12 protein-coding genes are annotated in these 13,827 nt (G+C 59.8%); all 12 read left to right on the forward strand.

The window, feature by feature from the left end; all coding sequences use genetic code 11:
• Window positions 1-73: 73 nt before the first annotated feature.
• The 12 genes from tssC to soil367_RS01540 all read left to right on the forward strand — a co-directional run bounded on the left by tssC (window position 74) and on the right by soil367_RS01540 (window position 13,784).
• Window positions 74-1,588: a type VI secretion system contractile sheath large subunit gene (gene tssC, locus soil367_RS01485; RefSeq protein WP_136546231.1), complete on the forward strand. Its 1,515-nt coding sequence runs from the start codon at window positions 74-76 to the stop codon at window positions 1,586-1,588.
• A gap of 86 nt (window positions 1,589-1,674) precedes the next feature.
• The gene (locus soil367_RS01490; RefSeq protein WP_136546233.1) at window positions 1,675-2,478 is read left to right on the forward strand and encodes a type VI secretion system accessory protein TagJ; all 804 of its coding nucleotides are present in this window, start codon (window positions 1,675-1,677) and stop codon (window positions 2,476-2,478) included.
• Window positions 2,468-2,929 (forward strand): type VI secretion system baseplate subunit TssE, encoded by a 462-nt coding sequence (gene tssE, locus soil367_RS01495; RefSeq protein WP_172962240.1) that lies wholly within the window; start codon window positions 2,468-2,470, stop codon window positions 2,927-2,929. The genes soil367_RS01490 and tssE overlap by 11 nt, the downstream gene beginning before the upstream one ends.
• Window positions 2,929-4,743 (forward strand): type VI secretion system baseplate subunit TssF, encoded by a 1,815-nt coding sequence (gene tssF / locus soil367_RS01500; RefSeq protein WP_172962241.1) that lies wholly within the window; start codon window positions 2,929-2,931, stop codon window positions 4,741-4,743. Before tssE ends, tssF begins: the two co-directional genes overlap by 1 nt.
• Window positions 4,740-5,735 (forward strand): type VI secretion system baseplate subunit TssG, encoded by a 996-nt coding sequence (gene tssG, locus soil367_RS01505; protein WP_136546239.1) that lies wholly within the window; start codon window positions 4,740-4,742, stop codon window positions 5,733-5,735. The genes tssF and tssG overlap by 4 nt, the downstream gene beginning before the upstream one ends.
• On the forward strand, window positions 5,723-8,317 hold the full coding sequence (gene tssH, locus soil367_RS01510; protein WP_136546241.1) for a type VI secretion system ATPase TssH: 2,595 nt from the start codon (window positions 5,723-5,725) through the stop codon (window positions 8,315-8,317). The genes tssG and tssH overlap by 13 nt, the downstream gene beginning before the upstream one ends.
• Before the next feature lie 86 nt (window positions 8,318-8,403).
• On the forward strand, window positions 8,404-8,883 hold the full coding sequence (locus soil367_RS01515; protein WP_136546243.1) for an Hcp family type VI secretion system effector: 480 nt from the start codon (window positions 8,404-8,406) through the stop codon (window positions 8,881-8,883).
• Window positions 8,884-8,960: 77 nt separating this feature from the next.
• Window positions 8,961-10,784 carry a type VI secretion system Vgr family protein gene (locus soil367_RS01520; RefSeq protein WP_136546245.1) on the forward strand — a complete coding sequence of 608 codons (1,824 nt, stop codon included), beginning with the start codon at window positions 8,961-8,963 and terminating at the stop codon, window positions 10,782-10,784.
• 19 nt (window positions 10,785-10,803) lie between these two features.
• Window positions 10,804-11,166, forward strand: coding sequence for a hypothetical protein (locus soil367_RS01525; RefSeq protein ID WP_136546247.1), 363 nt, complete (start codon window positions 10,804-10,806; stop codon window positions 11,164-11,166).
• Window positions 11,167-11,187: 21 nt separating this feature from the next.
• Window positions 11,188-12,099, forward strand: coding sequence for a hypothetical protein (locus soil367_RS01530; RefSeq protein WP_136546248.1), 912 nt, complete (start codon window positions 11,188-11,190; stop codon window positions 12,097-12,099).
• Window positions 12,084-12,896 carry a hypothetical protein gene (locus soil367_RS01535; RefSeq protein ID WP_136546250.1) on the forward strand — a complete coding sequence of 271 codons (813 nt, stop codon included), beginning with the start codon at window positions 12,084-12,086 and terminating at the stop codon, window positions 12,894-12,896. Before soil367_RS01530 ends, soil367_RS01535 begins: the two co-directional genes overlap by 16 nt.
• 21 nt (window positions 12,897-12,917) lie before the next feature.
• Complete coding sequence (locus soil367_RS01540; RefSeq protein ID WP_136546252.1) at window positions 12,918-13,784, forward strand: lysozyme family protein; 867 nt, start codon at window positions 12,918-12,920, stop codon at window positions 13,782-13,784.
• The last annotated feature ends 43 nt before the right edge of the window (window positions 13,785-13,827 follow it).

A 13,827-nucleotide genomic window follows, 5' to 3' on the forward strand; every position in this document is an offset into this window, starting at 1 on the left:
AGCAGGAAAGTAGCGCGTGCGGCCATCTATGGGTCGTAATCGAAAGATGCATAAGTAACTGCAGGGACGCTGCATGAGTGTTGCCATGGACTTCGTCGGCAAGGATTTCCTCGACAGGCCGGTGCCGCGCTCCGGCCCGGTGTTACCCGATGCTGGCTTCGCCGCACGGCTAGCGGCGGAGGCCAGCGACCTGCAGGCATTGCTCATGCTGCTGGGCCGCGCTGATCCGGAGGCCTGCTGGGGCAGGGAAAAGATTGGCGCGCTACTGGCCACGATGCTGGTGGAAATCGATCAGACGATAAACCGGCAGCTGAACGCGATTCTTCATCACACGGTATTCCAGGCCCTTGAGGCGAACTGGCGTGGTGTCGCCCTGCTTACGGATCAGGCCGCCAACGACGATCATGATGGCCTGACCCGGGTACGAGTGCTCGACCTGAGCTGGCGTGAATTGACCCGGGATCTCTCCCGGGCGATTGAATTCGATCAATCCCGGCTCTTTGCCAAGGTTTATTCCGACGAATTCGGCTCGCCCGGTGGCGAGCCGTTCGGGCTAATACTCGGGGCCTACGGACTAAGCCATCGCTCGTCCGGGGGGCAGGCAAATATCGACGCGTTGAAGAGCCTGTCTCAGTTAGCGGCAGCCGCCTTTACGCCGATTGTCCTGAATGCGAACCCCAGTTTTTTTGGCGTAGACAGCTATCCCGAGCTTAGCAGTATCTCAGACCTGGCCAGCCACTTCGGGCAGGCAGAGCTGGCGGGCTGGCGCTCTTTGCGGGCGATGGAAGACTCGAGATTTCTTGGGCTGGCGGTCCCGCGGATCTTGATGCGACAGCCCTATCGTGAAGTGGGGCAGGGCCCAGAGGGTTTCCGGTTCAGGGAAGAACGTCATGATCCCGATCGGGACTATCTCTGGGGCCACGCCTGCTTCTCGGCTGGCACTGTGGCGATCCGGGCCTTCTGTGAATCGGGCTGGTTTGCCCAGATACGGGGTTTCCGTTCGGGGCGGATCGCCCACGGCACCGTGGACAACCTGCCGGCGATTCAGTCGATCTCTTCGGCCGGCCGGCTTTTCCCCACGCGAAGCGCGGTCGATTGGCAGATCAGTGAAAGGATGGAACGGGTTCTTGCGGACGAAGGTTTTCTGCCGGTTCTGCCTTTAGCGAATACGGGGATGCTGGTTCTGCATTCGATGCCCTCGGTTCAGTCGCCTCAGCGCTTTGAGAAGATCACTGCTGAAGTGAGTGCCAGGTTATCGGCAATGCTTCATTACACACTCTGTGTATCAAGATTTGCCCATTACCTGAAGGTGATGGGGCGGGACCGGGTTGGCGGCTATCGCTCGCCCGAAGAATGCGAGTCCCAGTTACAGCGCTGGCTCCACAGTTACACCATGGCCACCGAGGGCGCTTCGGATGAGTTACGCGCCCGATTTCCGCTGCGCGATGCCAGTGTTTCAGTACGAGCGCGGGCGGGGGAGCCGGGACGGTACTTTTCTGTGATACGGCTACAGCCACACTTCCAGCTGGATCAGTTGGTCACAGGAATGAGGTTGGTCACAGAGCTTACGCCAGTGCAGGACTTCTAGACGAACTAGATGCCGCAAACGAATTCGATGTCCACAGGGACAGACAAGCCGCTTTTTCAGGCGGCCAGAACCGAAAGGACGCAACGATGAATGCAGTTCGAGAAGCGTTAGCAGCCGGTCAGCTGCAGGGCGCGATTGATGTTGCGCAACAGCAACTGAAGAAATCTCCCGCAGATAATGACCTGCGCGCTTGCCTTGTGGAAATGCTGTGTCTGGCCGGCCAGCTGGAGCGGGCGGACGACCTTTTGACCGCGCTAGCCCGGCGCCATCCCGACTGGATCCCGGGCGCGGCCAACCTCAGGCAATTGTTGCGGGCGCAGCAGGCCAGACTGGCGCTGCGTGCGGGGCAATTGGCTGACGATGTCATAGCGCAGCCCGGGCCGTCGCTCGACGCGCTGGTGGCGATTAACTTTCACCTTGCCCAAGGTGAACTGGAGGATGCCCAGGAGGCTGCTTTCGCACTCGAACGGTCGCGTGTAATTACTGACCCAGCTCATGAAAATACCTGGGGCGCTATTCGTGACTGCGACGACAGCCTTAACGGCTATCTGGAAGGGTTGGGCACGGACGGTCGATTCTACCTTTGGCAGTGGAGCGAGATCGACACCCTGCAGCTTCATCCGGTAACGACGCCGATTGAGAGGGTATGGCGGCGCGCTGAAGTCGGGCTCACCGATGGTCGTCAGGGCGAAGTATTCCTCCCCCTGACATACACCGGGAACACCACCGACAGCTATAAACTCGGCCGTGAAACGGCTTGGCAAACCCATGCGCCAGCGCTGGTCACCGGGCTCGGACTCAAGCTGTTCCTGGTCGGAGAGGCCGCCATGTCCCTTGAGCAAATCGCACAGGCAAAGTGTCGTCAGCCCGAGGTTTCAGATGCGGTCTGATACCGGCAAAGGCCTTCAGATGAGTGTGCTGGACCGACTGCTGGAGCAGGAAGCCGGGAAGCCTGCGATTGCACTCATTCGTCGGTCCGTTCTGCGGGACCTGGAGCAGTTGCTCAACGCCCGCCGCAGTTGGCTACCCGTCTCACCGAAGCTCCGTGAGCTCAAAAAGTCAGTGCTGGGGTACGGATTGCCCGATTTTACGGTTATGGAACTCAGCACCCAGGAAGGCCGGCAATGGCTCTGCCAGGAAATTGAGCGCACGATCGTCTGTTTCGAGCCTCGTCTCACCCGAGTGCGGGTGTCTCTCCGGGACAGCGATACGCCACTTGACCGGATGCTGCGGTTGCGCATTGACGCCGTGCTCCTGCTCGATCCGGTGCCTCAGCCGGTTGCCTTCGATTCCGAGCTTGAGCCGTTAAGCCTTTCCGTCTCATTGCAGGAATGCGCGTGATGAGCGAAGAAATGCTGAACTACTACAACCGTGAACTGGCTTACCTCCGGCGGCAGGGCGCGGAGTTTGCGCGCTCCTATCCCAAGGTGGCCGGTCGGCTGCGAATCAGCGAAGAGGCAGTCGAAGATCCGCATGTTTCACGGTTGTTGGAGGGCGTCGCATTTCTCACCGCTCAGATTCGGCAGCGGCTTGACGGGCATTTCCCTGAACTTGCAGAGATTTTGATGGGGACGCTCTATCCTGATTATCAGGCTCCCATCCCTTCGATGACCGTGCTGCAGCTTGAAGCAGGGGCAGCCCAGACCCACGTAGCCTCGCTCAGCCCACATCAGTTTTTCGAGACCGTTGTTGAGCAGATGCCCGCCTGCCGCTTCCAGACCAGCGCGGAGTACGAGCTTGCGCCCATTATGGTCACAGCGGCAAAGTTTGAGAATAGCCCGTTCGATGCACCTTTGCCGGCCGGAGCAGAGGGTGCACAGAGCGCAATCTGTCTGCGCCTGAAGGCCCCTGTTTCGCTACGGGAAATAAATGCGTCGAACCTGCGGTTTTACCTCCATGGCCAGGTGCACCAGAGCCATGAACTCTACGATCTGATTCATCGGACCGGCCTTGGCTTTGCCGTTGTTTCGTCGACCGACCGCCGCCAGCTCGCCTATTTTCCCGCTGAATCTGTTTCACCCATGGGTTTCGCTGATGATGAGGCTCTCGTGCCCTACAGCGAGCGGAGCTTCGCGGGTTTCCGTCTATTGGTTGAGCATTTTCTCTTCCCCGAGAAGTTTCTCTACGCCCAACTGGGCGGGTTGGCCGGGCACTGGCCTGATACTACCGAAGTCGATCTTTACATCTATCTGAGCGAGACATCTGCCGAGCTCGAAAAAGGCTTCGTAGCCGATCATATGCGGCTGTGGTGCGTCCCAGTCGCGAACTGGTTTGACGAGACGCTGGAGCCGATCCGCCGGGAGGATGGCGAGCACGAATATCGGCTCGTGCCCCGGTTCCAGAACGCGGAGTCGTTCGAGGTAATTGGCATAGACGCGGTCAGTCTGATCAATAGCGGTAAGGCACGAGAGCTCGCGCCTTATTACGGGATGGGCCATCCGCGCTGGCAGGACGAGATGAATGTTTTCTGGCACAGCCAGCGCCGATCCTCGGACTGGGCTGGTGGTCAGTATGAACCCGGCACTGAGACCTACCTGACACTGGTCGACAAGGGCTTTGGTGAGCAGAACGACAGCGCCCTACCCGATGATGAGATGCTCGTGGTCAGGGCCCGGTGTTGTAACAGGAATCTGCCCGGTCGCTTGCCGTTCGGCGGCGGCAACCCCCGTTTTCGGGCTGTCGCGGAGCCGCTAATTGAGCGGGCAAGCGCCCTGATTGCGCCAACCTCGACAGTCCGGCCTGAGGTTGGCGATGCCAGTCGCTGGCAGTTTATCCGCCACCTCAATCTGGAACATTTCTCTGGCGAGGATGCGGCTGAGCGCCTCAAAGCCGTCTTGCAACTGCACGATTTTCGCGGCACTCCCGAGTCCCGTGCGCTCATCGAAGGTATTGAGGACGTGAAGGTTATCCGGGCTGTTGCGCGGGTTGGCGCCGGTGTCAGGCGCGGGGTGTGTCAAGGCAGCGAAATCCGGATTCAGTTTTCCAAGCCCCGCTACGCCGGTGCAAGCGTCTACCTTTTTTCCGCCGTACTGGACCGCTTCTTCGCACAGTTTGCCCAGATAAACACCTTTACCCGGTTGCGCATCCGGTTGAGCGGGCACAGCCAGGATTATCACGTCTGGCCGTCGCGCAGCGGTGAGAGAGAGCTGCTATGAGCCCGTCACCCATACCCACCGGCACGCTGTTCCGGGAAGTCTGGCGTGCTGAGCGGCAGATCCGGAGCGAGCGGTCGCGCTATCACCGCGTCGGTCATGACGGTTGGCCCGGGCAGGAGCTCGTCCGTTTTCGCACGAGTCAGCATCTCGGCTTCGGCGGCCGGGACGTTGTCGAGGCATCAACTCAGCGCCGAGCGGATGGCTACCTGGTGACCGACCTGACGGTGGATTGCCTGGGGCTCACCGGCGCCCGCGGCGCTCTGCCCTCACACTATACCGAACTGGTTTTGTCGCAACTGAAGGCGAAAGAACCCGCGCTAAGGGACTTTCTTGACCTGTTCAACCACCGATTGATATCGCTCTTTTACCGAAGCTGGGAGAAGACGCAGCCAGCCGTGCATCAGGAGCGTAATGAAGAAGATCTTTTTACGGTCATCCTGAAGGCGCTGACGAACAGCGAATCGACCTGGGAGATTTACTACGGGGCGGCGCTTGCGCGGGGCGTCACCTCCGCGGCCACTCTAAGGGCAGTGCTGTCCGACCTCACAGGGATGCCCGTTTCGATTCGGTCCTTGCAAGGCGGCTGGCAACGCGTCGCACCGGAAGAACAGACACGACTGCCCAGCCGAACGCGCCCCAACGGCACGTTTGCTCGTCTCGGCGACGCCATGCTGGGCAGTAGGGTGTGGCTAGCGGATAAAGGCGCTGAAATTACTTTTCGACCGCGAGATGCAGTCCAGCTTCGGGCATTGCTGCCTGGCGGTCGACTCAGCGCAGCAGTGGCGCACATCACAACACGACTGCTCAGCACTCAAACACAGGTTCGTTACCGGATCACTGCCGACGCGTCTCATGTCGAAGGCACGCGGCTTGGGGGTACAGGCCGACTCGGAACCGACAGTTTTATCGCAGCTCGTTCGGCCATTGGCCGCACTATCGAGGTTAGCTTCAAACCAAGCCAGGGAAGGGAAAACACGCCATGTCAGCAATGACGTTAAAATCGCTCGTTGAGAAAATGAATGACAGCGGTCGGCAGGCCTTGGAACGTGGCGTTGGCTTGTGCTTCCAGCGCAGCCATCACAGCGTTGAGGTAGAGCATTTTCTCAAAGCGTTGATGGACGAGCAGGATGCCGACCTGAGGGCGTTGTTTCTGCGCTACGGCATCAGCGAGCAGAAACTGGAAACCGAGCTCGATACCGCAATGGAGGCATTCAAGACCGGGAATGGTGCAACGCCGAGCCTGTCTCCGCGACTGGTGGACTTGCTGCGACAGTGCTGGCTGGATACATCCATCGAGTTTGGCGAGTCGCACATGCGTGGCGCGACCCTCCTGTTCAGCCTGCTCAATGACCCGGCTATGGCAGCGTTAACGACCCGTTTTGCCAAGGAGCTCGAGCACCTGGATCCGCAGCGGCTGTTGTCGGACTGGGCGGAAATCCGCGAAACGCTAGGCACTAAAGCGGCTGCGCGCACGCCGTCTCCGGCGAGAAAAGAAAAGTGCCTGTCCCAGTTCACTGTCGACCTCACAGCTCAGGCCCGTGAAAGCCGCCTGGACCCAGTGCTGGGGCGCGATGATGAAATACGCCAGGTCATCGATATTCTTACTCGCCGGCGGCAGAACAACCCCATCCTAACGGGTGAAGCCGGCGTTGGGAAAACGGCAGTCGTCGAGGGCCTGGCCCAGAGAATTGCTGACGGGAACGTGCCGGAAGTCCTGCGTAACGCCCGCTTGCTGACCCTCGATCTCGCGTTGCTCCAGGCCGGCGCGGGCGTGAAGGGCGAGTTCGAGAACCGTCTCAAGGGCGTGATCGAGGAAGTCCGTGATTCTGTTGTCCCGGTCATCCTGTTCATCGATGAAGCCCATAACATGGTCGGAGCAGGCGGCCAGGCTGGCCAGAACGATGCCGCCAACCTGCTCAAACCCGCATTGGCGCGGGGTGAGTTGCGCACCATCGCTGCCACCACCTGGGCTGAATACAAGAAGTTCTTCGAGAAAGACGCCGCACTGACCCGCCGGTTCCAGGTTGTCAAAGTGGATGAGCCTGACGAAGAGACCGCCGTACGAATTCTTCGAGGGCTGGTGCCAACTTTAGAGACTCACCATAAAGTGGTCATCACCGATGCCGCGGCCCAGGCAGCGGTGAGGCTCTCCATGCGTTATCTGGCCGGACGCCAGCTTCCCGACAAGGCCGTAGCTTTACTCGACACTGCCGCTGCCCGCGTTGCGATGAGCCAGGGAAGTCTGCCCGCGGCGCTGGAACGGGTGCGAGCGGCGCAAGCCGCTCTCCAGGCAGAGGCCGACAGTTTGTCCCGGGAAAGCCGAAGCGGTGTTGATCACGGCGCTCGTCAGGACGCAGTAGCGACCGAACTGCATGTGCTCGGTGATGAGATTACGGCCCTTGAAACCGCTTGGAGCGAAGAAAAGCATCTGGTCGAAACTGCGCAGGAACTGAACCGCAAGGTGGTCGAGGCTGAAGGCGAGGCTGCCAACGCGCTGCAGCAGGAATTGAGCGATATCCGCATGCGCCTGCTGGGTCGTACCGAGCCCATGGTGCATTGGCAGGTCACGGAACAGCTGGTCTCCGAAGTGCTGTCAGACTGGACCGGCATTCCCATGGGCCGAATGCAGTCGGATGAGATCGCAGGGATTCTCGGCTTACACGACCAGTTGAAAAAACGCGTCAAGGGGCAGGACCACGCTCTGGAAGACATCGCGCGTACCGTTCGCATCGCGCGCGCCGAGCTGGCGGATGAGAAAAAGCCCTTGGGCGTATTCCTGCTGGTAGGACCCAGCGGGGTCGGGAAAACCGAAACGGCACTCGCGCTGGCGGAACAGGTGTATGGCAGCGAAGCCAACATCACCGTCATCAACATGTCCGAGTTCAAGGAGGAGCACAAGGTCTCCCAACTGGTCGGCTCTCCGCCGGGTTATGTTGGCTATGGTGAAGGTGGGGTCCTCACAGAGGCGGTCCGCCGCAAGCCATACAGCGTCATTCTGCTGGATGAAATGGAAAAAGCGCATCCGGGTGTGCAGGACATTTTCTACCAGGTGTTCGACAAGGGAATGCTGCGGGATGGCGAGGGGCAGGACGTTGATTTCAAGAACACGTTGATCCTGATGACCTCCAATGCGGCTGCGGAAACGATCTCTGACCTATATCTCGACGAACTGACCGCCCCCGAACCCGGTGCCCTCAAAGAAGCGATCTGGGACGACCTTCTCAAGCTCTTCAAGCCGGCCTTTCTCGGTCGCACCACCGTTCTGCCTTACCGCCCGCTCGGCAAAGCCGAACTGGCAGAGATCTGCCAGTTGCAGCTTGGGCGTATCGGCCAGCGCTGTCTGCGTCATCACAATGTTGATCTGGAGTACGCCGGCGATGTCATTCCTGCAGTCGTCGAGCGCTGCACGGAGGCCAGTTCGGGCGCGCGAAATATTCAGCAGATCCTTCAGCGCGAGGTCTTGCCGGCCATGTCCCAACAGGTACTTGAGTGCCTGGCGGACGAAGAAAATATCAAGCGCATCAGGCTGTCGTTGGCCGATGACCTGTTAACAGTGAACGTCGACAGGGCTTGAACCCATCCTGGAACGCCGTCGCAGACGGGGCGAAGGATACCTATGTCCTTGTTACAGGACGTAACTAAAACCAAAGGAGCTATATCATGCAAGCGAACACATACCTGGATTACGAAGGCATCAAGGGCGAAGCGACAGCCGAGCAATACAAGGACTTGATCACGCTCACGTCCATGGACTTCAACGTACACCGCGAAATCTCGTCCTACACCGGCACCGCTATGGACCGTGAAGCTTCGGCCACGCGCCTTGGCGATATCACCATCACAAAGCTGCAGGACAAGGCGTCTCCCGATCTCTTCAAGGAAGCAACGATCGGTAAGGGCAAGAAGGCAACATTCTTCATCACCAAGCAGGGTGAGAAGATCGAAGAGATCATGAAGATCGAGCTGACCGACGCCATGATTTCAAACTACAGCGTGTCTGTAGCGGGCGACCGGCCCACCGAGAGCCTGACCATTTCGTACACCGAAATGACCATGACTGTAACGCCGACTGACGACAAAAACAGCGTTACGGCTCCATTGGTTTACGGCTACAGCGGAGCCAAAGGCCAGAAGCTCTAAGTTTGGTCCTCTGACTGCGGGAGGGAGCCCAGGCTCTCTCCCTCATTTTCTGATGTAGCAGGATGGCGTAAGGACACATGGGCACGGAAACGCAACATCACTATCTGAAGATGCACAGCTCCCTTGGCGAAGACGCGCTTGTTCTCGAGCGGTTATCGGTCAATGAAGGAATGTCACGGCTTTTCCTGGTCGAAGTCGGGTTCGTCGCGAACTCCCGTCTTCCGGACCTACCGGGGCAGATTGGCGAAACAGTAGCGGTCAGCTTGTCGTTGGGTGACAGTGTCCCTGGCGAGCAGCGTTTTTTCCACGGCCATATCCTCAGCATCCGCGAACTGGGTAAGCCGCTCCATAACAGCGAGGGGCAGCGCTATACCGCAACATTGGTTCCGCGGGCGTGGTCCGCTACTCATCGAATCAACTGCCGCATATTTCAGGATAAAACTGCCGTCCAGATAGTTGAGGCCGTGTTGCAGGAACACCAGGTGAAACTGGTCAAGAATCTGAGCAAATCGCTCTACCTATTCAACTACTGTGTCCAGTATCAGGAATCTGACTGGGACTTTGTGTCCCGACTGCTGGCCCATGAAGGGCTTTCGTTCTTTTTCACCCATACGCTGTCCGGCCATGAGATGGTCATCACCGACAACGTCAAAGCCTACCGCAAGGCAGCTGAGAGCGACGTCATCTTCTGCTCCCGACCGACCGGAAAGCCCCACATCTCAAGTTGGTATACCGGATTTCGCGCTACTGCGACCAGCGTCGTCGAGCAGGGCTTCGATTTCCATAAACCGGCCGAGCCGATCGACGATTCACCAACGCAGAAGGGCCCGGGTGCCAAGTTCGGCAAGCGTGAGGTGTTCGACTACCTGGGCGAGGACCGCCCGCTCCGGGACAACGCGAAGCTGGCTGGCCCGCACCTGCAGGGCCTGACCCAGCATGCGGAAAACTACCGTGGCGTATCGGATTACCGATCCTTCGGCGTAGGAATGACGTTCAGTTTCACCGAGCATGAGGACCGCGTTCCAGACCATAACGAATTCGTGGTAACAGAGATGACGCTGGAGGCCTCGGCGCCGCTTAACTCGGAGGGTCAATCCGGTCACTCCGGCGGAACATACGCCAACGCATTCCGGTGCATGCCGACCAAAACGGTTTTTCGCCCCGCACGCATTCCCAAGCCGATCATGCCCGGCATCCAGACGGCGACCGTTACCTGCGCAGCCGGCGAAGAAATACACGTGGACGAACACGGCCGGATCAAAGTGCTGTTCCACTGGGACCGGGAAGGTAAAGCCGACCAGAAAAGTTCATGCTGGATCCGAGTGGCCCAGAGCTGGGCGGGCGCCGGCTTTGGTGCCCAGTTTCTGCCCCGTCAGGGGCAGGAGGTACTGGTTGAGTTCATGAATGGCGACCCGGATCAACCTCTGGTCACGGGCTCGGTTTACAACGGCAGAAACAAAATGCCCTACCCGCCTCTGGACGAGCGCAACTCATCAGGCATCAGGTCACGCTCGACCACCGGGGGCGCCGCCGGCAACTACAGCGAACTGCGTTTCGACGACAGTAGAGGCAAGGAGTTACTGGTGGTGCACGCCGAGCGCGATCACGAGCTGACCGTCGAGAACGACCAGGCTGACGATGTCGGCAATGACCGTAAAACGCTGGTTGGGAACGACGACACGCTGACGGTAAAAAACAACCACACGGTTGATGTTACCGGTGATCAGCAAGTCCGTAGCGGCAAGACAATTACTGTAGAAGCAGGCACCAGCATCACTTTAAAGACCGGGGCGGCCAGTATCACCATGGAGAGCTCCGGCGCTATCTCCATGAAAGGGACGACGTTGAGCCTGCAGGGCACCGCCATCAGCCTCAAGGCCGCAAAAATAAGCCTCAACTGAGCCTACGAGAAACGTAGTTATGCTTTCGCAGCAAGCCCATTATTTCAAGGACGGCCTGGACCGTACCTATGCTATCGCTCTGCAGCCCTGGCAGGCTGGCGCAGCTGAGACCGACCAGCAGGGACTGACGCCATGCAGAACCTATGCGCGCCAGGTTCTGTTCAGCTTCGCGGATGCTGATGAGGACCCGTTTTACTACGGCTTGGTCGCGCTCTGGCTTGATCTGTACCAGCGCCCTTGGACAAGGCCGCGGACGCTTGCGCAGTTGATCGAAGAGCTCGCGGCCAAGCTTGCAGCCGGTGAGGTCTGGATGTACCTGGTGGACAGCCCTCTGTGGCATGGGATGGAACCTGATTGCGATACAGGTAAGGATTCGGCATGAGGCTGTCGGCAGAAAAATTTCATGGATGAAGAACTGGCGCTGTTTTTGAAACAGCGCGATACGTTGCTTGCCAGTGATGAGGGTGACCTCGTGAGCTTGAAACGTCACGACCGCAAGCTTGTTGTTGCCATGGGGCAATGCGCTTGTGCCTCACCGCTGACCCAGCCACCGAGCAACAGCACTGATCAGGCGCTCATCGCGGGATTGCAGGCCGAGTTCAGCAATACAGTCGTCATTCTGGAGGCGCGGGCGAGGGTCTGGCTTGGGGAAATGGGCCGGGTTCAGGCGCTTCTGCTACCGCGCCCGGAAGCCAGCCAGGCCGCGTGGTGGCTTGCGGCTCATTATCCGGCACTGGCATTGCCTGCAGTGTTCCCCGATCTCTGGGAAAGCCAGGTTTGGGCGGCCTGGGCCCTGTTGCGACGAGACCGATGTGACCTTCTGCCGGAGCCCTGGTTGAGCTGGGTGGAGGTATTAAAAGGCCGAGAAGACGCTAGAGCTGTAGCTCAGTCGCTCTGGCAAATCTCGTCAGGAAACGATTGGGAACGATGGTTTGCACCTTTACTAGCGACTAATGCCGAGGACAGCGCCACCAATCTGGTCAACTGGTTAGCCGGGAGGGCTGAAGATAGTGTCGTGGTCCGCGCGATGGGGTTGAGTTGCCAAAGCCGCTTTTTGCCATGGCTGGCGAGCATGCGCCATGACCCCAGGCATACAGAAGGGGTTCTCCGGGAGATTCGCTGGCTCGTGGGTGACCAGCAGGCGCGGCACGAAGGCCAGCAGTGCTGGGGCGAGCCGCTGACGTCGGTTGTCTTGAGCAAACTGTTCCGGACAGTACCGCTCTCGTTCCGGGATCGACTCTGGCAATGGTGCAGGAATTCAACCGAAGGCGCTGCTTCGTCGCTACAGGGGGGCCGCTGGTGCGCTGGCAGTTGATCAACGTAAGCGGCCAGGCAGGTGAGCTTTCCGCGGTCGAGGCGCTGACACGAACCCCAGTTGCGACAGACGAGCAAGGCCAGTCATGGATTAGCCAGGGCTGTGACCGGGACCTGCCCATGAGTGAAGGACTCTGGCAGCGCCTGAGACCGTGGCTCGACCAGAGTCTGCCGACTTGGGTCATCCTGCCGCACAGCGAGCGCACGCATCGGGCCTGGTGGCAAGGTCGGCTGAGCGACGGTGCGGAACTGGGTATCGGCCGAGCCTCTGTTGCGTTGGCTCTGAGCCAGCTCAATCGACTGGCGGCTCCAGGGCGCATTATTGCCGTCAATCGGCCAGCCGCGAACGAGCCGGGAATCGAAGCCGTCATGGCGCTCGACTGGGGCCCTGCTGATCATGGGCTGGCTTTTGAACTGACCCGGATGGACGGGCGCCTGGACGGCAAGACCGACGTCGGCGCCCTGCTGGAGCTGGGCCGCAATACCGTACATCAGCCGGAGGTGCTGTTTTGTCCAGGCACCGCCGGGGATGGTTATATCGAGCGCCTGCTACCGTTCCTTGGTGCCCTCGGGCCCTGGGCCGCCCAGGAGGTGCGCTGGGAGTTCGCAGAAGCACCGCTGGGGCGGCTCGGCGTCGTCGGCAGTCTCTTTAGCTGGGCCTGGCTGGAAGCCGGCTACCGACTGGGCGAGTGGCAAGACCCATGCGCGGTGATCGAACTGGATGACAGCCCGCTGGCCGGTCTGTCTGTCGTCAGCTGGACGGCCGGCGCCTCGGGTGCGTCGGCCCGGCTGGCGTAAGCGGCCACAAAGGATGAGCCTATGAATTTCGTGTTGCACGGCACCGTGGGGCCGAGCGGTCAGAACCACCCTGAGGACGTCAGGTTGGTGCGTGCACTTCTGAATGTGCACCGACGTCGGGTGAATAACCCGGTTTTGCCTATATGGGCGACCACTGACCCGGAGTTATTTGCGGCCATTGCCCGATTTCAGGTTGCGCAGGGTGCTTCGGTTGCGAGCGGCACTGTCGCGCCCCAGGGTGGGGCCTGGCAAGGGTTACTCACTTCCCTGGCCGCTTCGAGGACGGTCCTTTCGGTTGTGCCCCCGGCCCGGGGCCGGCTGACCTGGGACGCCGAAGGCCAGGAAGGTGGGCGGTTCCACAGCCGCGTGCTGCATGTGCGCACGGCCAGTTCGGGGCTGACTTTGGGACGGGGATACGACTTCCGGGAGCACTCGCGCGTAGAAGTGCAGCAGCAACTCACCCACGCGGGCGTCGACCCGTCGGATGCCGCCAGCTTGAGCGGCGGCGCAAGGCTAGTTGGACATGCGGCCGAGCGCTTCATCGTGAACAGTGATCTGCTGGATTTTGAGGTTTCGCCGGGTTGTCAGCTTCGGCTTTTCGAGGCCGTGTACGCCGAGATGGAAAATGACGTGCAGCAGATATGTGCCGCCAGAGATGTGGTGGTTACCTATGGTGCCATTGACTGGCGTCAGCTCGACGCGCGTATCAAGGAGACGCTCGTCGACTTGCGTTGCAGAGGTGACTATACCGAGGCGAGCCGGCGGCATATCCAGGCCCACGTGGCGCGAAACGATCTGTCCGCGTTTGCCAGGACAATGTCGGATCGTGCCATCTGGGCAGCGGTGCCTTCGGATCGGTTCGAGCGACGGAAGCAGTTCTTGGCCTGAACATCGCGGGAACGCGCGATGAACCGATGCAAGGTCATCTTTT

The organism is Hydrocarboniclastica marina, from assembly GCF_004851605.1.
GTDB classification, from domain to species: Bacteria; Pseudomonadota; Gammaproteobacteria; order Pseudomonadales; family Oleiphilaceae; genus Hydrocarboniclastica; species Hydrocarboniclastica marina.

Coding starts and splice junctions, on each gene's coding strand:
- tssG (WP_136546239.1), top strand. CDS start 4,740: ATGAGCCCGTCACCCATACCCACCGGCACGCTGTTCCGGGAAGTCTGG.
- tssH (WP_136546241.1), top strand. CDS start 5,723: ATGTCAGCAATGACGTTAAAATCGCTCGTTGAGAAAATGAATGACAGC.
- soil367_RS01515 (WP_136546243.1), top strand. CDS start 8,404: ATGCAAGCGAACACATACCTGGATTACGAAGGCATCAAGGGCGAAGCG.
- tssC (WP_136546231.1), top strand. CDS start 74: ATGAGTGTTGCCATGGACTTCGTCGGCAAGGATTTCCTCGACAGGCCG.
- soil367_RS01540 (WP_136546252.1), top strand. CDS start 12,918: ATGAATTTCGTGTTGCACGGCACCGTGGGGCCGAGCGGTCAGAACCAC.
- tssF (WP_172962241.1), top strand. CDS start 2,929: ATGAGCGAAGAAATGCTGAACTACTACAACCGTGAACTGGCTTACCTC.
- soil367_RS01490 (WP_136546233.1), top strand. CDS start 1,675: ATGAATGCAGTTCGAGAAGCGTTAGCAGCCGGTCAGCTGCAGGGCGCG.
- tssE (WP_172962240.1), top strand. CDS start 2,468: ATGCGGTCTGATACCGGCAAAGGCCTTCAGATGAGTGTGCTGGACCGA.
- soil367_RS01525 (WP_136546247.1), top strand. CDS start 10,804: ATGCTTTCGCAGCAAGCCCATTATTTCAAGGACGGCCTGGACCGTACC.
- soil367_RS01530 (WP_136546248.1), top strand. CDS start 11,188: ATGGATGAAGAACTGGCGCTGTTTTTGAAACAGCGCGATACGTTGCTT.
- soil367_RS01520 (WP_136546245.1), top strand. CDS start 8,961: ATGGGCACGGAAACGCAACATCACTATCTGAAGATGCACAGCTCCCTT.